Origin of the sequence: Sinorhizobium psoraleae (assembly GCF_013283645.1) — a bacterium.
GTDB classification, from domain to species: Bacteria; Pseudomonadota; Alphaproteobacteria; order Rhizobiales; family Rhizobiaceae; genus Sinorhizobium; species Sinorhizobium psoraleae.
This window is the reverse complement of record NZ_JABEKV010000003.1, coordinates 982,954-1,000,812: the sequence shown is the minus strand read 5'-3', so window position 1 is coordinate 1,000,812 and position 17,859 is coordinate 982,954. Positions and strand designations below refer to the sequence as shown.

At 60.9% G+C, this 17,859-nt stretch carries 18 protein-coding genes; 8 read left to right on the top strand and 10 right to left on the bottom strand.

What is annotated here, in order from left to right; translation table 11 throughout:
- Positions 1–45: 45 nt before the first annotated feature.
- Positions 46–1,227: a M24 family metallopeptidase gene (locus ILFOPFJJ_RS36240; protein WP_173512358.1), complete on the bottom strand. Its 1,182-nt coding sequence runs from the start codon at positions 1,225–1,227 to the stop codon at positions 46–48.
- A 190-nt stretch (positions 1,228–1,417) separates the two neighbouring features.
- On the opposite strand from ILFOPFJJ_RS36240, the gene ehuB reads away from it, so the two are divergent.
- The 8 genes from ehuB (at position 1,418) to ILFOPFJJ_RS20275 (ending at position 8,737) form a co-directional block, all read left to right on the top strand.
- A complete protein-coding gene (gene ehuB / locus ILFOPFJJ_RS20310) occupies positions 1,418–2,281 on the top strand; it encodes an ectoine/hydroxyectoine ABC transporter substrate-binding protein EhuB (RefSeq protein WP_173512357.1) in 864 nt (287 codons plus the stop codon).
- A 63-nt stretch (positions 2,282–2,344) separates the two neighbouring features.
- On the top strand, positions 2,345–3,073 hold the full coding sequence (ehuC, locus tag ILFOPFJJ_RS20305; protein WP_173512356.1) for an ectoine/hydroxyectoine ABC transporter permease subunit EhuC: 729 nt from the start codon (positions 2,345–2,347) through the stop codon (positions 3,071–3,073).
- The gene (gene ehuD / locus ILFOPFJJ_RS20300) at positions 3,070–3,720 is read left to right on the top strand and encodes an ectoine/hydroxyectoine ABC transporter permease subunit EhuD (RefSeq protein WP_210267518.1); all 651 of its coding nucleotides are present in this window, start codon (positions 3,070–3,072) and stop codon (positions 3,718–3,720) included. The genes ehuC and ehuD overlap by 4 nt, the downstream gene beginning before the upstream one ends.
- A gap of 2 nt (positions 3,721–3,722) precedes the next feature.
- Positions 3,723–4,502 carry an ectoine/hydroxyectoine ABC transporter ATP-binding protein EhuA gene (gene ehuA, locus ILFOPFJJ_RS20295; RefSeq protein WP_173512354.1) on the top strand — a complete coding sequence of 260 codons (780 nt, stop codon included), beginning with the start codon at positions 3,723–3,725 and terminating at the stop codon, positions 4,500–4,502.
- A gap of 2 nt (positions 4,503–4,504) precedes the next feature.
- Positions 4,505–5,236 (top strand): GntR family transcriptional regulator, encoded by a 732-nt coding sequence (locus ILFOPFJJ_RS20290; RefSeq protein ID WP_246299693.1) that lies wholly within the window; start codon positions 4,505–4,507, stop codon positions 5,234–5,236.
- The gene (locus ILFOPFJJ_RS20285; protein ID WP_173512511.1) at positions 5,236–5,718 is read left to right on the top strand and encodes an Lrp/AsnC family transcriptional regulator; all 483 of its coding nucleotides are present in this window, start codon (positions 5,236–5,238) and stop codon (positions 5,716–5,718) included. The genes ILFOPFJJ_RS20290 and ILFOPFJJ_RS20285 overlap by 1 nt, the downstream gene beginning before the upstream one ends.
- Positions 5,719–5,836: 118 nt before the next feature.
- Positions 5,837–7,333 carry an NAD-dependent succinate-semialdehyde dehydrogenase gene (locus ILFOPFJJ_RS20280; protein ID WP_173512353.1) on the top strand — a complete coding sequence of 499 codons (1,497 nt, stop codon included), beginning with the start codon at positions 5,837–5,839 and terminating at the stop codon, positions 7,331–7,333.
- Between the two features lie 24 nt (positions 7,334–7,357).
- On the top strand, positions 7,358–8,737 hold the full coding sequence (locus ILFOPFJJ_RS20275; RefSeq protein ID WP_173512352.1) for an aspartate aminotransferase family protein: 1,380 nt from the start codon (positions 7,358–7,360) through the stop codon (positions 8,735–8,737).
- A 108-nt stretch (positions 8,738–8,845) separates the two neighbouring features.
- Here ILFOPFJJ_RS20275 and ILFOPFJJ_RS20270 read toward each other — a convergent pair whose 3' ends face one another.
- The 9 genes from ILFOPFJJ_RS20270 to ILFOPFJJ_RS20230 all read right to left on the bottom strand — a co-directional run bounded on the left by ILFOPFJJ_RS20270 (position 8,846) and on the right by ILFOPFJJ_RS20230 (position 17,806).
- Positions 8,846–9,229 carry a VOC family protein gene (locus ILFOPFJJ_RS20270; protein WP_173512351.1) on the bottom strand — a complete coding sequence of 128 codons (384 nt, stop codon included), beginning with the start codon at positions 9,227–9,229 and terminating at the stop codon, positions 8,846–8,848.
- Positions 9,230–9,348: 119 nt separating this feature from the next.
- A complete protein-coding gene (locus tag ILFOPFJJ_RS20265; RefSeq protein ID WP_173512350.1) occupies positions 9,349–10,482 on the bottom strand; it encodes an ABC transporter ATP-binding protein in 1,134 nt (377 codons plus the stop codon).
- A gap of 88 nt (positions 10,483–10,570) precedes the next feature.
- Positions 10,571–11,800 carry an extracellular solute-binding protein gene (locus tag ILFOPFJJ_RS20260; RefSeq protein WP_173512349.1) on the bottom strand — a complete coding sequence of 410 codons (1,230 nt, stop codon included), beginning with the start codon at positions 11,798–11,800 and terminating at the stop codon, positions 10,571–10,573.
- A gap of 28 nt (positions 11,801–11,828) precedes the next feature.
- Positions 11,829–12,686 (bottom strand): carbohydrate ABC transporter permease, encoded by an 858-nt coding sequence (locus ILFOPFJJ_RS20255; RefSeq protein WP_173512348.1) that lies wholly within the window; start codon positions 12,684–12,686, stop codon positions 11,829–11,831.
- Entirely contained in the window at positions 12,683–13,567 is an 885-nt protein-coding gene (locus ILFOPFJJ_RS20250) for a carbohydrate ABC transporter permease (RefSeq protein WP_173512347.1), read from the bottom strand. The genes ILFOPFJJ_RS20255 and ILFOPFJJ_RS20250 overlap by 4 nt, the downstream gene beginning before the upstream one ends.
- A 12-nt stretch (positions 13,568–13,579) precedes the next feature.
- Positions 13,580–14,740: a Gfo/Idh/MocA family protein gene (locus tag ILFOPFJJ_RS20245; protein ID WP_173512346.1), complete on the bottom strand. Its 1,161-nt coding sequence runs from the start codon at positions 14,738–14,740 to the stop codon at positions 13,580–13,582.
- 194 nt (positions 14,741–14,934) lie between these two features.
- Positions 14,935–15,672 carry an ABC transporter permease gene (locus tag ILFOPFJJ_RS20240; protein WP_173512345.1) on the bottom strand — a complete coding sequence of 246 codons (738 nt, stop codon included), beginning with the start codon at positions 15,670–15,672 and terminating at the stop codon, positions 14,935–14,937.
- Positions 15,672–16,610: an ABC transporter ATP-binding protein gene (locus tag ILFOPFJJ_RS20235; RefSeq protein WP_173512344.1), complete on the bottom strand. Its 939-nt coding sequence runs from the start codon at positions 16,608–16,610 to the stop codon at positions 15,672–15,674. The genes ILFOPFJJ_RS20240 and ILFOPFJJ_RS20235 overlap by 1 nt, the downstream gene beginning before the upstream one ends.
- On the bottom strand, positions 16,607–17,806 hold the full coding sequence (locus ILFOPFJJ_RS20230; RefSeq protein WP_173512343.1) for an ABC transporter permease subunit: 1,200 nt from the start codon (positions 17,804–17,806) through the stop codon (positions 16,607–16,609). The genes ILFOPFJJ_RS20235 and ILFOPFJJ_RS20230 overlap by 4 nt, the downstream gene beginning before the upstream one ends.
- Between the last annotated feature and the right edge of the window lie 53 nt (positions 17,807–17,859).

The following is a 17,859-nucleotide window of genomic DNA, read 5'->3' as shown; positions in this document are numbered from 1 at the left end:
TCCCGTCCTCAGTCGGCGGAGCTTTGAATGGATATCAATGTGCGTCTATTCGACGACGATCAGTTCCCGCGGCGAGGTACAGAGCTTCTCTCCGCCCTTGTCCGTGACGACGAATGATTCCGATATCGCCAAGCCGAAGTCACTGAGCCAGACGCCCGCCATCATGTGAAAGCACATGCCCGGCTGTAACTCGGTCCTATCGCCCGGTCGCAGACTGACGGTGCGCTCGCCCCAGTCCGGTGGATAAGCCAGGCCAACCGGGTAACCAACGCGGCTTTCCTTCTTCAGCCCTCGGCTGCGTAGAACCGCCTGCCATGCGGCCTCGACTTCCTCGGCGGTGTTGCCGGAACGCGCCTTTTCGAGCCCCGCGTCGACGCCGTCCACGATGGCTTTCGCGATGTCGAGATAGGTTTGAGGCGGCGGGCCGAAGTGCACGGTGCGGGTAAGAGCCACATGGTAGCGCCGCCTAACGCCAGCGATCTCAAGAATCGCAAGGCCGGATTGCGGCAGCGGATCTTCCGTCCAGGTCAGGTGCGGGGTGGCAGTGCCTTCGCCGACGGGCATCAGCGGGCAGATCGCCGCGTAGTCGCCGCCGAGGCCATCCACGCCCATGATCTGAGCATTATAGAGTTCGGCGATAACCTGGTTTTGCGGCACTCTTGGGGCCATCTTCCCGATCGCCCGCTCCATCGCATGGGAGCAAATAGTACCCGCCTCGCGTATCAGGGCCAGTTCGGGCTCGGATTTGATCAGGCGCGCCCAGTTGACCAGATCGCCGTTGTTGGAAAAGCTCGCATTCGGGAGGCCCTTGACGAGATGGGCATGGCACCGCGCCGTATAGTAGTGCGCGTCCATCTCCACGCCGATGCGAGCCTTCCCCCAACCACGGGCGCGCACAAGCGCAGCAAGCTCGTCGAAGGGATGGCCGTCTGGATTCTGCACCAGATATTCCGAGAACGGCACGACGTTGCTCTGAGGTAAGCCGGTCGTCAGAAGAGCACTCTTCTTGTCCTGCGCCCGGCCGAACCAGATCGGCAGATCCTCGTCCAAGTGCACGAGCACGCATTGCGGAACATAGAACGACCAGCCGTCGTAGCCGGTGAGCCAGCACATATTCGCAGGATCCTGGCAAATGATCAGGTCGAAACCCGCCCGCTCCATTCGCTTTTTCACATCACGGATCCGGCGGGAATACTCCGCCGCGGTAAAAACAGGCGACCTGCTCACGACATCTCCTTTCACCTACATGACGCCATAGATGTGTACATCATTTTGCGCAACACGCAACGGGGTCGGAGATTTTTCGCATTTAATTGGGAGCTACCTTGCGAAAACCGAGACCAGATGTATACTTCTATCGCTCGCGAGGCGTCATTGCCATCCGAGATGAACACCATCTTCAAAAAAAGGGGAACCCATGTTCAAATCTCTCATTTCCCGCAGAAATGCTCTGAGGGCTGCGGCTCTCACCGTCGCCGCCGTGTCCTTCTCCGGCTACGCCCATGCAGAAACGACTCTCGAGAAAGCAAAGGCCGCCGGCTATATCCGCATCGGATTTGCCAATGAGGCGCCCTTCGGATTCGCCACTCCGGACGGAAAGCTCACGGGAGAGGCTCCGGAAGTCGCCAAGGCCGTGCTCAAGAAAATGGGCATCGCGGAAGTGGACGGCGTGCTCACCGAATTCGGTTCGCTCATTCCCGGCTTGAAGGCAGGCCGCTTCGACATCATTGCGGCGGGCATGTTCATCAATCCCAAGCGCTGCGCCGAAATCACCTTCTCCGAGCCCTCTTACGGCATCGGACAGGCCATGCTGGTGGCGAAGGGCAATCCCAAGGCAGTAAAAGACTATTCCACTTTCGCGTCCAACAAGGATCTGAAGCTCGCGGTGATGGCGGGTGCTGTGGAAAGTGGCTACGCGAAGGATGCTGGCGTCTCCGCCGAGCAGGTTGTCTCCCTTCCTGATCAGTCCAGCCTCGTTGCCGCTGTACAGGCCGGCCGCGCGGATGCGGCAGCTCTGACCGCGCTCTCGATCGCCGATATGGCCAAGAAGGCGGAAGGGGTAGAGTCGACCGAACCCTTCGGCGAAGTTGCCGGAAAGTCGGTGAAGGGCCATGGCGGCTTCGGCTTCCGCAAGGAAGACAAGGATCTTGTCGAGGCCTTCAACAAGGAACTCGTCGCCTTCCTGGGCACCCCGGAGCATATCGCCCTCGTCGAACCGCTGGGCTTTGGAAAAGGCTATCTGCCGAACAAGACGACAGAGCAGCTTTGCGCAGGCGAATAACGCCTTCTGGCCGGCGGCGCGAAAGCGCCGCACTTCCAATCCCTGCGTTCATGAGGGGCCCAGATGTGGATTCGTATGCTCGCCGTGATGCTCGCGGCAACGTTGCTGCTGATTGCCCTGCTTTCAGCCAACGCTGAATACCGGCTGTTCATGCCGGGTTTGCTCGAAGGCGCCGTCCTGACGGTAGAGATAACGCTGCTGGGAGCCGTGCTCGCTGTGTTCATGGCGCTGGTGGCGGCGCTCGCAAAGCTCTACGGCCCTCTGCCGATAAGGTGGCTTTCGACGACCTACATTGAGATCTTCCGCGGGACTTCCGCGCTGGTGCAGCTCTTCTGGCTCTATTTCGTGCTTCCGCAATTCGGCGTTTTCCTTGACGCCTTCCTGGTGGCGGTTCTGGCGCTCGGCCTGAACATTGGAGCCTATGGAGCGGAGGTGGTGCGAGGTGCCATCCTCTCCGTGGCCCGCGGACAGTGGGAGGCTTCGATCGCGCTCAACATGTCGAAGGCCCAGATGCTGCGTCGGATCATCCTGCCTCAGGCCTTTACGGCCATGATTCCTCCCTGGGGCAACCTTTTTATCGAACTGGTGAAGTCTACCTCGCTCGTTTCCCTGATTACGCTGGCGGACCTCACCTTCAAAGCCCAGCAAATGAACCAGACAACACTGAAGACGGTACCCGTGTTTACCCTCGTGCTGCTGATCTATCTGGCCATTTCTCTAACCGTCACCATTGTCATGCGCCTGCTTGAGCAGCGTGCGTCGAAGGGACTGACACGCGGAAGGGCCGCCTGATGTGGGATTGGACATTCACATTCGAGATTCTGCCGGTCCTTGCTCGGGCGGCGACCATGACGGTCGAAGCGACCGCTCTCGGTTTCGTCATAGCCGCGACACTCGGGCTTGTGCTCGCCTCCATCAGATTGGCCTTTCCGGCGGCCGGCGTCGCGGTCACGGTGTTGGTGGAACTCATCCGGTCGACGCCCCTGCTCATCCAGATATTCTTCCTCTACTTCGTCTTGCCGAAGGCAGGAATTGTGCTGGATGCGTTCACGGCAGGCGTGGCAGCGATAGGCATTCACTACGCCGCCTACTGCTCCGAGGTTTACCGGGCCGGATTCGAGAACATTCCGAGGGGGCAATGGGAGGCATCCATCGCCCTCAATCTGTCTCCATGGAACACCTTCAAGGATATAATCCTGCCTCAGGCTCTGCCTCCCGTCGTTCCTGCGCTCGGAAACTATCTGATCGCGCTTTTCAAGGAGACGCCCTTGCTCTCGGCCATTGCGGTCCTCGAGCTCATGCAAACCGCAAAGAACATCGGATCTGAAACCTTCCGCTATACCGAGCCCGTCACGCTCGTCGGGGTGTTCTTCCTTGTCATGAGTCTGGTTTCAGCGGGCATCATCCGGATGCTCGAATCCTGGTTGCAGCGGAGATAAAAATGAACGACATGCCAATGGTACGCTTCGAGAACGTTTCAAAACGCTACGGTCCCCTCACCGTTCTCGACAATCTCAACCTGGATATCGGCCGTGGCGAGAAGGTGTCGATCATCGGCCCATCGGGCTCCGGCAAGACCACCGTCTTGCGCATGCTCATGACCCTGGAGGCCATCAATGACGGTTTTATCTGGGTCGATGGGGAACCCATGACGCATATGATGCAGAACGGCAAACTTGTGCCCGCGACCGCCAAGCATATACGCCGGATCCGCGCGAAGATCGGCATGGTATTCCAGTCCTTCAACCTGTTCCCGCACATGACGGCGATGGGAAACTGCATCGAAGCTCCGATAACCGTGCTCGGGATGAAGCGTTCGGAGGCTGAAGAACGCGCGGCGGAACTCCTGGACATGGTCGGCCTGTCGGCGAAGAAGGATCACTATCCTTCGCAGCTGTCAGGCGGACAACAGCAGCGTGTGGCAATCGCACGCGCGCTTGCCATGAGGCCGAAGATCATGCTCTTCGACGAGGTAACGTCGGCGCTCGACCCGGAACTTGTGGGCGAAGTTCTGCAGGTTATAAGGAAGATCGGCCGCGAACACGACCTGACCATGCTCATGGTTACCCATCAGATGGGTTTCGCCAAAGAGTTTTCGGACAGGGTGTGCTTCTTCTATCAAGGCAAGATTTGCGAACAGGGTGCCCCTGCGGAAATCTTCGGAAACCCCAATAACGAAAGGACAAGGCAGTTTCTCAACGCTGTCTTGGAAGCAGGATAACCTTGCACCCTGAATTGCCCGACAACGCCGAAATCATCGGGTCCTCCCAGCCGGCATCGGTCAGGGAGAGGTTCGATCGGATATACCACACTCTCAGGGACCGAATCTGCCTACTCGAGTACGCGCCGAGCGGCCGCCTGTCCGAGGAAGAGTTGGCGAAGGAATTCTCCACCAGCCGCACGCCCATAAGACGTGTCCTGGCAAGGTTGGAATCCGAGGGCTTGGTGGAATCGGTGCATGGCGTGGGAACGATCGTCACCGACCCCGATATCGGCGAGCTGGTGCAGATCTATCATTTGCGCATGGAACTTGCCCTCCTGGTCGGCAAGCTTTCGCCTATCCCTCGCAGCGCGGAGGATCTGGAGCGGATCAGGGCCCTCATCGCCCGCTGCGACGAAGAGATGAAAAACCCCACGCAGAAGGCCTTCCTGCATCTGAACATGGCGTTTTTTGCCGAAATCAGAGCGTTCACAGGAAACCTCCCGCTGCGGGAGATCAGCGAGCGGTTGTACTACCAGGTGGTTCGTGTCGTCCTGAAGATGATGCCGAAGCTAGGTCTGGCCGAAGAGTTCTCGGCCTTTCGCAGCGAAATGCAAGCAGTCCTGTCCGCAGCCGAAATCCGCGACTGGGAGGCGATCGGATACATTCGCCGAGCCCACATTTCCATGAGCTTTCACCGCATGATGAACTACGCCGATACATCGGAGCTGTCCGAAGAGCGTTCCAAGGCATGATGAAGCTCGACGCCATTGATTTGCGCATCCTGGAAGCGATCCAGAAGGACGGGAGAATTACCAAACTGGCGCTTGCCGAGAAGGCGGGGCTCTCGCCAACACCTTGCTGGCTGCGACTGAGAAAACTGGAAAAGGCCGGCATAGTAACCGGCTACCATGCACGGCTCGCCATGCGCCGGGTCACCCCGGTTACGAGCGTTCTCACCGAGATCACGCTCGGCAATCACCGCCAGACCGATTTCGAACGCTTCGAACGCGTGGTCGCCTCGGTTCCTGAGATTGTCGCCTGCTGGTCAGTCGGCGGAGGCGTCGACTACATACTGAAAATCATGACACCCGACGTGGACGCCTACCAGCGGCTCATCGATGGCTTGCTGGATCGCGAGCTGGGCATAGACCGCTATTTCACCTACATCGTCACCAAGACGGTCAAGGAAGAAACCCTGCTCCCGCTCACCAGCCTGCTCCCTCAGACGCCATAGATAAATCCGGCTGTGCAGCCCGGTTATTTAGTCCAACTCTCTGATGCATGTGTCCGGAATAGACAACTTCTCTCCCTGTAGGCGTCCAGAATACCCGCAACAAGAGAGGAGATCGGACATGACTGCTGTTTTCGCGCGCACGACCTTCCACGACGCATTGAACCACCTGAATGATCGGCAGCTTTTGCGGGAGCTCGCCTACGTTGGAGGGCGGTGGGTTGCCGGACAGGGCGGCAAAGCCTTTGAGGTTTCCGACCCTGCAACGGGCGCGACACTTTCCTGGGTCGCCTCGCTCGACGCAGACCAGGCTTCCGAGGCTGTCGATGCCGCTGCGGCGGCTTTTCCCAACTGGCGTGGCCTGCTGCCGCAGGCACGTGCCGTCATTCTGCGCAAGTGGTACGAGCTGATGCTTGCCGCCAAGGAAGACCTCGCGCTGCTGATGACGCTCGAACAGGGCAAGCCGCTTGCAGAATCGCGCGGAGAGATCGACTACGCCGCCTCCTTCATTGAGTGGTACGCCGAGGAAGGCAAGCGGCTCAACGCGGAGAGCGTGACGAGCCACCTGCCGGGCGCGGAGATGATCGTACGCCGCGAAGCACTCGGGGTCGTTGGCATCGTCACGCCCTGGAACTTCCCCTCCGCTATGCTCACCCGAAAGGCGGCTGCCGCTCTTGCGGCCGGCTGCACCGTCGTTGCTCACCCCTCCTCCGAGACGCCGCTTTCCGCTCTCGCGCTTGCGGAACTCGGCGGGCGTGCCGGCATTCCGGCCGGAGTCTTCAATATTGTCACCGGTGATGCCGCGACCGTTGTCGGCCGCCTGTGCGAGGAGCCCCGCGTCCGCGCCATGAGCTTCACCGGCTCGACCGAGATCGGCAAGCTGATCGCCCGCCAGTGCGCACCGACGATGAAGCGGCTGGTGATGGAACTCGGCGGCCATGCGCCGCTCATCGTTTTCGCCGATGCCGACGTGGAGAAGGCGGCAGACATTGCGATCGCCGCGAAGTTCGCGACCTCCGGGCAGGACTGCCTCGCGGCGAACCGGATCTATGTCGAACGGCCAATCCTGAAAGCCTTCAACGAAGCTTTCGCCGCACGCGTTTCCCGTCTCAAAGTCGGCGCGGGGCTCGCACAAGACACGGAGATCGGCCCTCTGATGCACGAGCGTGCCATCGCCAAGGTCGAGGAGCAGGTCGCCGACGCGCTGAAGCGCGGCGCGAAACTCTCCATCGGCGGCAAACGTCACGCCGCCGGGCGGCTGTTCTTCCAACCGACCGTGCTCACCGATGTGCCGGATGATGCGCTGATCATGCGTGAGGAAACATTCGGCCCCGTTGCGGCCGTCACCGCATTCGACAGCGAGCATGAAGTGATCGCCCGGGCGAACGACACCGAATATGGCCTCGTGGCCTATGTCGTTACGGAAAATGGCGCTCGCCAACTGCGGCTCGCACGAGCGCTCGAGTACGGCATGGTGGCGGTCAACCGGGTGAAGATCACCGGCGGGCCGATTCCCTTCGGCGGCTGGAAACAGTCCGGCCTCGGACGCGAAGGCTCCCGCCATGGCATGGAGGCCTTCACCGAACTCAAATATCTTTGCATCGACACCGCCGCCTGAACGGATTTGACGAAAGGAACGACCATGCTCGAAAGAAGCAACGAACTCACCGCCTGGGACCGCGACCACTTCTTCCATCCGTCCACGCATATGGGAATGCATGCCCGCGGCGAGACCCCGACCCGGGTCATTGGCAGCGGCGAAGGCGTTTACATCACCGACGTTGCCGGCAAGCGCAGCCTTGACGCCTTTGCCGGCCTCTACTGCGTCAACGTCGGCTACGGACGGCAGAAGATCGCCGAGGCGATCGCGGAACAGGCGAAGAACCTCGCCTATTATCACGCCTATGTCGGTCACGGCACCGAAGCCTCGATCCGGCTCTCCAAGATGATCATCGATCGCGCGCCAAAAGGCATGAGCCGCGTCTATTTCGGCCTTTCGGGTTCGGACGCCAACGAAACCAACATCAAGCTCATCTGGTATTACAACAATATCCTCGGCAGGCCCGAGAAGAAGAAGATCATCTCTCGCTGGCGCGGCTATCACGGTTCAGGTGTCATGACCGGCTCGCTGACCGGCCTGCAGCTTTTCCATAATGCCTTCGATCTGCCGCGCGCGCCGATCCTGCACACCGAGGCGCCCTACTATTTCCGCCGTCCGGACCGCTCGATGAATGAAGAGCAGTTCTCGCAATATTGCGCCGACAAGCTGGAAGAGATGATTCTTGCCGAAGTGCCGGACACGATTGCGGCTTTTATCGGCGAGCCGATCCTCGGCACAGGCGGCATTGTGCCGCCGCCGAAGGGCTACTGGCGGAAGATCCAGGCGGTGCTTGAGAAATACGACATTCTGCTCGTCGCCGACGAGGTCGTCACGGGCTTCGGGCGCCTGGGGACAATGTTCGGCTCCGATCACTACGGCATCAAGCCTGATCTCATCACCATCGCCAAGGGCCTGACGTCGGCCTACGCGCCGCTTTCCGGCAGCATCATCTCGGAAAAGATGTGGCAGGTACTGGTGCAGGGGTCGGACGAACTTGGCCCAATCGGCCACGGCTGGACCTACTCCGCCCACCCGATCTGCGCTGCTGCCGGCATCGCCAATCTCGAACTGATCGACGAGCTCGGTATTGTCGAGAATGCCGGTTCGACCGGGGCCCATTTCCGGTCCGAACTCACAAAGGCGCTCTCGGGCCACAAGCACGTCGGCGAAGTGCGTGGCGATGGTCTTATGGCGGCAATCGAATTCGTCGAGGATCGAGACGATCGGAAGTTCTTCGAGCCCGCGCAGAAGATCGGCCCGAAGGTGGCGACCGCGCTGGCGGAACGAGGCGTTCTCGGCCGCGCGATGCCGCAGGGCGACATCCTCGGCTTTGCTCCGCCACTCTGCCTGACGCGCGAGGAGGCCGATATCGTCGTCAAGGCGGCAGTCGGCGCAATCACCGAAGTCCTCGGCAGCAAATAACGGGCTGAGTTCCGGTCGTTCAGATCTGGCGGAGCGCTGGTTTCCTCGGCGCTCCGCGAACTATGCGCCCCTGTTGGTGATGGAACCGGGCTGGTTCGCTAACAGCTGTCAGCGACCGGCGGGCTGAAACAGCTCCACGAAATTGCCGGAGGGGTCTATGAGCAGGATCTGCGATCCGCCGGGTCCGGTGACGATGTCATTGCGGAACTTGACACCGGCGGCTCGCAATTGGGCGACCTCGGCAGCCAGATCATCGACGATGAGGTGGATTCGGTTCCAGCCGCCCGGTTGAGGACGCTCGCCGTCGGGCATCGGTCGTCCCGCGGAGCTCGTCGGGCCACTCAGCAGCAGCCGCAGCGCTCCCCGCTTCACGTCCGCAAAAGCGGGAGCGTGGTTGGAGAGAAGCGAAAAGCCCAGATGTTTCGTGTACCACGCGATGGCAGCCTCGACGTTATCTACCATGTAGCGCACGTTGACGGTTGTTTCCGACATGCCTTCCTCGCGATCCGAGTTCACCGAGCAGATTGACGTCCGCACTTTACGACAACGATCACGGAAGCGGAAATTTCTCAGCCGAGAATTCGGGCTGGCAACCAGACGCCCCCATCCAATCAGGCTGCTGCTGGATCGAGAAGCGCCATGTCGATATCTGTCATCTCGACGCGACGCTCAAAGGCGATACCGTTTTCGTCGAACAGGTGGCAGTCGGCGGCGCGGATCCCGGTCCTGACCTCTTCGTCCGCACGGATCGCCACGGTCCCCGGCAGCATGGCGCAATAGTTCTCGCCCTCGCCGCCGAGCGAGGCATAGGCAACCGTATGGGCGCCGAGACGCTCGATGACCGAGGGAGTGACCGTCAACGTCAGGTCGCCTGAACCGATCTGGATGTGCTCGGGGCGCACGCCGAGCGTCAAGCTCGCGCCGGCCATGCCGCTACGCGGCTCGACCGGAACGATCGCCGTCTGCCCCTTGTACTCGACCTCTACGCCTGCGTCGCTCACCCCCCTGTAACTGACCGGCAGGAAGTTCATTTTCGGGTTGCCGATGAAGCCGGCCACGAAGGTGTTGGCGGGCTTGTGATAGAGTTCAAGCGGCGCGCCCGTCTGGGCTATCTCTCCGGCATTCAGCACGACGATCCGGTCCGCCATCGTCATCGCTTCGACCTGGTCGTGCGTGACGTAGATCATCGTCGCTTTCAGCTGCCGGTGCAGTTTCGCCAGTTCGATGCGCATGTCGGCGCGCAAGGCCGCGTCCAGGTTCGACAGCGGCTCGTCGAAGAGGAAGATCTTCGGCTCGCGGACGATTGCCCGGCCAATCGCGACGCGCTGCCGTTGGCCACCCGACAGCATTCCGGGCTTCTGTTGCAGGCGCTGGTCGAGATGGAGAATACGCGCCGCATGCTCGACCCTGGCTTTGAGCTTCTCCTCCGGCATCTTTTCCACGCGCAGCGGAAAGGCGATGTTCTCGAATACGGTCATGTGCGGATAGAGCGCATAGGACTGGAAGACCATGGCGATGCCGCGCTTGACCGGCGGCAGGTCGTTGACTCGCCTGCCGTCGATGACGATGTCGCCCGCCGTTGTCTCGTCAAGGCCAGCGATCATTCTGAGCAGCGTGGACTTGCCGCAACCCGACGGACCGACGAAGACGACGAATTCGCCGTTCCTGACTTCGAGCTCGACGCCCTTCAGCACTTCGTAGGTGCCGTAGAATTTCTGAACCTTTTTGAGATTGAGCTGTCCCAAGAATCTGTCTCCGGCCACCAGGGCGAGGCGGCTTTGCCGCCAGAATAAGCGGAGACCGCAGGCTTGCGCTCCGCGGTCTCCGTCGGGCTTACTTGTACTGTTCGAGTTCGCCTGCCGCTTTCTTCAAGGCATCGGCCGGCTCCGCCTTGCCGGTGACGACCGACTGCACCATGTCGATCATTGCGTTCTGAAAGCCTTTGTAATCCGTGAAGAGCGGTTCCGGGCCACCATAGGCGATGCCGTCGATCAACGGCTTCCAGGACGCGTCGGCCTTGACGAATTCATCAACCTTCGGGGAAGGACGCAGCGGCGTCAGTCCTGCGCCGCCCTGCAACTCGTATTCGCCCTGCGGACCGGGAGATGTAATGAACTTGGCGAATTCGATCGCCTTTTCCTCGACGCCGGTACCCTTGAAGATCGCCAGGCTGTCGGTGATCAGGAGCGTCCCTTCACCCTTGGCCGAAGGGCCGAGCGGCAGCGGCGCGATGCCCCAGTTGATCTTCGTTTCCTTGAGCAGCGCAGCCGCCCCGGAGCCCGACTGGATCATGCCAGCCTTGCCGTCAAGGAAGATGGCACGGATTTCGTTCTGCTCGTAAGCGGTCGCCCCTTCGACTGAATAGGGCGTGATGTCCTTGTAGGCCTGCAGCGCCGCCAGCACTTCCGGGCTGTCCATCACGATCTTGTCGCCGTCGATGACCTTGCCGTTGTTGGTGTAAACCCAGTGCATGAACTGGTGCATTGTGTTGTCGAAGGTCTTGGCCGGCAGACCATAGCCCGCAATGCCGGTCTTTTCCTTGATCTGCTTCGCAAAGGCGATCTCTTCGGCCCAGGTTTTCGGCGGCGTTTCCGGGTCAAGGCCGGCCTGCTTGAAGAGGTCCTTGTTCCAATAGAGCGCCTTGGTCGAAAAGGCGACCGGCACGCCCCACTGGGTATCATCGAAGGTCACCGTGTCGACGATGTTCGGATAGTAGCTCTTCTTCTCTTCCTCGGTCATGGGGACCGGAACGATCATATCGTTCTCGGCGAACTCCTTGAGTGTGCGGGATCCCACATAGGCCATGCCGACCGGCGTGCCAGCCGCTGCAAGCGTCGTCGCCTTGTCCTGGCACTGGGCCCAGCCGACGACTTCCGGCACCACCTTCCAGCCGGCGTTCTTGCCTTCCCATTCCTTGATGTATTTCTCGTGGATCGGATCGATCTTGTCGCCGCAGTAGATCCAGCTGATCTCCTGGTCGGCGGCCTGCGCGGCGACGCTCCCGAGCGCGGTCGATCCGAGCAAGGCAAGCGTTAGAAAAGCAGTCTTGTAAGCAATGGTCACGATGGAACTCCCCTTTTCTGGTGGTTGCTTATTGTTTCACCGCGCCGGCGGTCAGGCCGCTGACGAGATAGCGTTGCAGGAAGAAAATGACGATGACAGCCGGCGCGATGCCGACGAAACTTGCGGCCATCAGTTCGTTCCAGACCACTTCCTGCCGGCCGAAATAGGCGAAGAGACCTACGGGCAGCGGCATGTACTCGGTCTTGGAATTGAAAGTCAGTGCGAAGATGAACTGCTGGGCATAGGAGCCTATGAAGGTGGTGATCGCGACCACCGTGATGCCCGGCATGGCGATCGGCAGGATCACCCGGCGAAGCGTGTAGAAGTGGCTGGCGCCGTCGACGAAGGCTGCCTCGTCCAATTCCCGTGGGATCCGCATCATGTAGGTGCGCAAGAGCCAGATCGCCGAGGGGATAAGGAAGGCGACACCGGGCACGATCATGGCGAAATAGGTGTTGAGCACGCCGAAGCTGCGCATGAGCCGGAAGAGCGGGATCAAGAGCACCGCGCCGGAGAACATGTTGACCGCCAGAAAGGCCGCAAGCAGCGCGCCGCTGCCGCGGAACCTGAAGCGCGCAAATGCATAGGCAGCCGGCACCACCAGCGCCAGCACGACCGCGGTGACGATGATGGAAACGAAGAACGAATTGAAGATGTAGCGGGCGAATCCCGGCACGCTCACCCACATGGTCTTGTAGGCGGCGAAGGAGCCATTCTCCGGCCAGAAACGATAGGGCGATGAAAAAAGCAGGCTGAGCGGCTTCAGCGACACCAGGAAGCCTTCGACAAAGGGGGCTAGAATGAAACTCAGGAAGACAAAGATCCCCGCGTAGATTCCGACCAGCTCGTACCAGCGATAGCGATTGATCAGGGCCGGCTGGCTCATCGGCTTTCTCCGGAGGCAAGGCGGTGGGTGACGCGGAAGTAGAGCAGGCAGAAGATCGACAGGAAGATGCAGATCACCACGGCACGCGCGGCACCCTCGCCATATTTCTTCGAGCCGATCGCCGTTCGATAGGTGTCGATGATCATCGTCGTCGTGTCACCGTTCGGGCCGCCCTGCGTGAGGATCCAGATGATGTCGAACGAGTTGAAGGTGGCGATCAGCGAGAGCATCGACATGGTGATCATTGCCGGCACAAGCAGCGGCAGGGTGATACGGCGAAACCGGTAGAAGCGGCCGGCCCCGTCCGTCCATGCTGCCTCGTAGAGATCCTGCGGGATCGCCTGGATCGAGGCCAGCAGATAGAGCGTCACCAGCGGCACGCCGATCCACACATCGGTGATGATCGTTGCCCAGAAGGCCGTCGAACCGTGGGCGAGGAAGGCGACGGGACCATCGACCAGACCCAAGTTTTGCAGCACGCCGGAAATCATCCCGAACTGGCCGTTGTACATCCAGCCCCACATGAAGATGCCGATAGCCATCGGCACGATCCACGGCGGCATGGTGAGGACGCGAAACAGGGCGCGTCCCGGCACCGCCGCGTTCAGCATGACGGCGCCGAAGGTACCGATCACCATCTTGATCGACACGGAAAAGAAGGTCCAAACGAACGTCCGGGCGATCACTTCCGCGAAGGTGCCGTTGAAGATCTTGTCGTAGTTGAGCGTGCCCACCCACTTGGTCGTTTTCTTCAGCGAAGCATCCGTAAACGACAGGATGAATGTGTCCACGAGCGGATAGGCGACGATAACCGACACATAGAGAAGAGCCGGCAGAAGCAGTATCCAGGCGAAGATGATCGTGCTGCGCCGAACACTCATGCCCGTTCCCTCTCAGGCCGCACGGGCGTGCAGCGCTTCGTCGAAGCGGTCCCATAGCGGGCGAAGATCGACGACCGTCCGCTTCATCCGAGCCTCATCCATGGAAAGCGCCAAGATGCCTGCCTCCAGGGCATCGAGTGGCGAAACCGGGAGCGGCCCCTCGTCCCTGACGTGGGCGATGATCTCGGCCGCCATCTGCTCATCGGCGCCGTAGTGCTGCGAAAGCGCCGTCTCCTTGGCGTACTTCTTCTCAACCACCTTCTTGCCGGAAAGCACCTCGTGGACATCGAGATAGCCGCGGATAAAGTCGCCTTCGGCCATGCCGCGCGACCCCATCACGCAGAAGCGGCGGAACTGGTCCGGCACGTTCAAGTTGGTGTGAAAATTCATCGCGACGCCGTTGGCGTACTCGATGATCGCAACCTGATAGTCGATGATGTCGCCATCGCTGTCGAAGACCTTGTCCGATCCGAGCCACCCACTTGGTTTGCGGTGGAATAGCTGAAGATCGTTGATGCCTTCGCGGGCGGGATCGTTGACGGGGGTGAAGCTCTTGCGGCCGCCGAAGCTCGCGACGCGCTCGGGCCGGGCGCCGACGACGCCGTTATAGAGATCGAGGTCATGGCAGCATTTTTCGAGCATGAAGCTGCCGGCGAAGCGTCCATAGCGGCGCCAGTCACGCATGAAAAATGCGCCATGATAGGGTTCGATGTGTTCGGCAGCCTCAATCGAGACGATCTGGCCGAGCGTTCCCGCGGCCTGAGCGGCGCGAAGATCGCGATACAACGGCGCGTAGCGGAGCACGAGGCCGACCATCAGGCGATCATGGCCGTGCTTCGCCAGAAGGCCTGCAAGCTCCAGGCTCTGCTCGATCGTGCTGACGATGGGCTTCTCGCAGAAAATCTTGAGGCCGGCCTCGAGGCCGATGCGGATATGATCGAGATGCATGTGGTTCGGCGAGCCGATCATCAGAAGATCGAGCTTCTCGCCGGCGATCAACTCCTCAGGCGAGGGATAGGCTCTGCCGGGGAATATGCCTTTCTCGATGAGGCTCGCAAGGCCGGCGGGCGCCGGATCGACATAGCCGGCGATCTCGAAGCTTTCGTCTATCGCCTTGAAGACATAGCCCAGGTACCCCAGACGGAATCCGAGTCCGATTATCCCGACTTTCATGCTGTTGCTGTTCCCTTGCCTTTTGGCGTAATTTATTTTCGCAGACTGGGATAGATTTTTAGATGCGTCAACAAAAAATCGAACATTTCGGCAAAACGTGAAATTCATTTTCACGAGCATGCCAAATGGGTCCTGTGATCTGTTTTGGGGTTACTACGACTTTTGCGAGCAGTGAGGTCCGTCGGGGACGGCTCCTAGGCGCGCACCCGCCCGGAAAGAAACCGTTCGACTGCCTGAAGCGCATCGTGGATAAGCACCGCCAGGGCGGCGACGATCAGTCCGCCTTGAAGGACGAAGGCGAGGTTGTTGGACTGCAGACCGGCGATGATGACTTCGCCGAGCGTCTTGGCGGCAACGGTCGAACCGATCGTCGCGGTGGCGAGACTGATGACGACGGACAATCGGATCCCGGTCAGGATCACCGGCAGCGCCAAGGGAAGCTCGATGTTGAAGAGCCGCTGGCGCTCCGTCATACCCGCGCCGCGTGCAGCCTCCATCACCGTTGGCGGCAAGGTCGTCAATCCTGTCAGCGCATTTTCGAAGATTGGCAGCAGGCCATAGAGGAAGAGGGCGATCAGCGTCGGCTTCTCACCGAAGCCGAAGATCGGCACGGCCAATGCCAGCACGGCCACCGGCGGAAAGGTCTGGCCGATATTCACCAGGCTGCGCGAAAGCGGCAGAAACTCGGCACCGGCCTTCCGCGTGACGAGGATCGCAAGAGAGACTGCGACGGCGGTCGCGGCAAGCGTTGCGACAAAAACCGTCCTGAGATGCAGTAGCGTCAACCAGAACAGACTGCCCTGATTATAGATCGCCGGCGCATTTGCCTGCACCAGCGGCCTCAGCAAGGGTTCGAACCAAAGGGGCTGCAGCAGGAAGACAAGCAACAGCAGCAGGACCGCGAACCGGACGAGATTGGGCAGCCACGCCATTACCGCGGCCTCGCCGCCCGTTTTGCCAGCCCTTCGAGGCTGACCTTGCCGAGGATCGCACCGTCAGGCGCGACAACCGGCAGGGCCGAGCGCCCGGACCACAAGAGTTCGGAGAGCGCCTCGCGCTGGCTGAGCGTCGCCGGTATCGGCGCGCCCTCGGCCGCGCCCGGCTCGACCGCATCCGCCGCCGTGTCGATCGCCAGCAACCGGAACGGCCGTTCGCTGGTGCCTATCAGAGTTTCGACGAAGGATGTCGCCGGCTCTACCAGCATCTCGGCCGGCGTCGCGTATTGTACGACGTCGCCCTTGTCCATCACGGCAATCCTGTCTGCAAGGTGAAAGGCCTCTTCCATGTCGTGGGTGACGAGAATGATGGTCGTGCCGAAATGTTTCTGGATGGCGACGAGGTCGTCCTGCGCCTTGGAGCGGATAATGGGATCGAGGGCGCCAAAGGGCTCATCCATCAACAGCACGTTCGGTTCCGCCGCAAGCGCTCGCGCGACGCCGACCCGCTGCTGCTGGCCGCCGGAAAGCTCATGCGGATAGCGTGCGCCGAAGGCCGCCGGATCGAGCTGGAACAGCGTCAGCAGTTCCTCGACCTTCGCATCGATGCGTTTCCTGTCCCAGCCAAGGAGTGTCGGCACGGTAGCGATGTTCTGGGCGACCGTGCGGTGCGGAAACAGCCCGTGGCCCTGGATGGCATAGCCGATCCTGCGGCGAAGCTCGAAATCCGGCAAGGCGCGATTGTCCTGACCATCGATTTTAATTGTGCCGGAGGTCGGCTCGACCAATCGGTTGACCATTCTGATCAGCGTCGTCTTGCCGGAGCCGGACGTGCCGACGATCACCGTTATCGTGTGCGGCTCGACGGTCAGCGACACATCGTTGACGACGGTCGTGTCGCCATAGCGCTTGGTGACATGTTCGATTTCGATCATGCGGCATTGCCCTGGTTGCGGTCCGTTACGGTCATTTCGATCAAGGCATCGAGCACGATGGCCGCCGCGAAGGCCAGGACGACGGTCGGCACAGCGCCCAGCAGCACGAGATCCATGGCCGTCTGGCCTATGCCTTGGAAGACGAAGACGCCGAAACCGCCGCCGCCGATGAGCGCGGCTATGGTTGCGAGCCCGATGTTCTGGACGAGGACGATGCGGATTCCCGTGAGGATCACCGGAAAGGCGAGCGGGAACTCGATGCCGGCAAGCCGCTGCCAATCGGTCATGCCAATGCCACGTGCGGCGTCGTTGGCGTCACGCGGAACGCCGGCGAGCCCGACCACCGTGTTGGCGACGACGGGCAGCAACGAATAGAGAAACAGCGCGACGAAGGCGGGCGCGACGCCGATGCCGCGAATGCCGATCGCCGCGGCACCCGGCACATGGATCGCGATCCAGCCGAGTGGTGCGATCAGGATACCGAAAAGTGCGATCGACGGAATTGTCTGGATGGCGTTGAGGACATTCAACACACCGGCACGCAGCGGCTCGACGCGATGGCAAAGCACGCCGAGCGGCAATCCGATCACGGTCGCTGCCGCGAGCGATCCGAGCGCGAGCGTCACGTGCCGGCCCGCCTCCTTCCAGAAGGTGTCGGCGCGGCTTGCATATTCCTTCAGCATGGAAAGTCCGTCCCAGCCGCCGCCAAGCAGCATCGCACCGGCGATTGCAAGAACAGCGGCAAGGAAGACTAGCCGGATGACGGGTCCCGGGTTCAAACGCGTCAGCGCGTCGGCAACCAGAAGGGAAAAGGCGAAAACCATCACCCAGAACCCCGAGGCAGGCGAGACACGGGCATAGGTGTTTTCCGGCGGCATCAGATGGTTGGCGGCCATTCCGATCAGAACGCCAAGCGCGACGAGAGTCGCAAAAGCCACGGTTATTCGCACCAGGTTCGGCGTCTTGAAGAGGGCAACCGCCGCGGCAAATGCGAGAAGGGCGAGAAGCGCGTATCCGAGCGATGGCGGCAGGGCCTCCAGAATTGCCTTCGCTTCGCCCTGGACGATCCGGTTGGCCCGGAATGTTGCAAACGGCGCAAGAAGCGCCCCATAGACAGCAAGCGCGGCAATGACAATGCCGAGCTTGTCGATGCGGAGGGGCAAGCCTTCCTTTCCCTGGATCATGCCATCACCCACGGCGCTTCTGGAGTTGCCCGCCCGATTGGATGGACGAGGGCGCCTGGCCGACT

Excerpts from the sequence above, each read along its gene's own strand:
- ehuA (WP_173512354.1), top strand. The coding sequence starts at position 3,723 with ATGAACGACATGCCAATGGTACGCTTCGAGAACGTTTCAAAACGCTAC.
- ILFOPFJJ_RS20245 (WP_173512346.1), bottom strand. The coding sequence starts at position 14,740 with ATGAAAGTCGGGATAATCGGACTCGGATTCCGTCTGGGGTACCTGGGC.
- ILFOPFJJ_RS20270 (WP_173512351.1), bottom strand. The coding sequence starts at position 9,229 with ATGTCGGAAACAACCGTCAACGTGCGCTACATGGTAGATAACGTCGAG.
- ILFOPFJJ_RS20285 (WP_173512511.1), top strand. The coding sequence starts at position 5,236 with ATGAAGCTCGACGCCATTGATTTGCGCATCCTGGAAGCGATCCAGAAG.
- ehuC (WP_173512356.1), top strand. The coding sequence starts at position 2,345 with ATGTGGATTCGTATGCTCGCCGTGATGCTCGCGGCAACGTTGCTGCTG.
- ILFOPFJJ_RS20280 (WP_173512353.1), top strand. The coding sequence starts at position 5,837 with ATGACTGCTGTTTTCGCGCGCACGACCTTCCACGACGCATTGAACCAC.
- ILFOPFJJ_RS20255 (WP_173512348.1), bottom strand. The coding sequence starts at position 12,686 with ATGAGCCAGCCGGCCCTGATCAATCGCTATCGCTGGTACGAGCTGGTC.
- ILFOPFJJ_RS20275 (WP_173512352.1), top strand. The coding sequence starts at position 7,358 with ATGCTCGAAAGAAGCAACGAACTCACCGCCTGGGACCGCGACCACTTC.
- ILFOPFJJ_RS20240 (WP_173512345.1), bottom strand. The coding sequence starts at position 15,672 with ATGGCGTGGCTGCCCAATCTCGTCCGGTTCGCGGTCCTGCTGCTGTTG.
- ILFOPFJJ_RS20250 (WP_173512347.1), bottom strand. The coding sequence starts at position 13,567 with ATGAGTGTTCGGCGCAGCACGATCATCTTCGCCTGGATACTGCTTCTG.
- ILFOPFJJ_RS20235 (WP_173512344.1), bottom strand. The coding sequence starts at position 16,610 with ATGATCGAAATCGAACATGTCACCAAGCGCTATGGCGACACGACCGTC.
- ehuB (WP_173512357.1), top strand. The coding sequence starts at position 1,418 with ATGTTCAAATCTCTCATTTCCCGCAGAAATGCTCTGAGGGCTGCGGCT.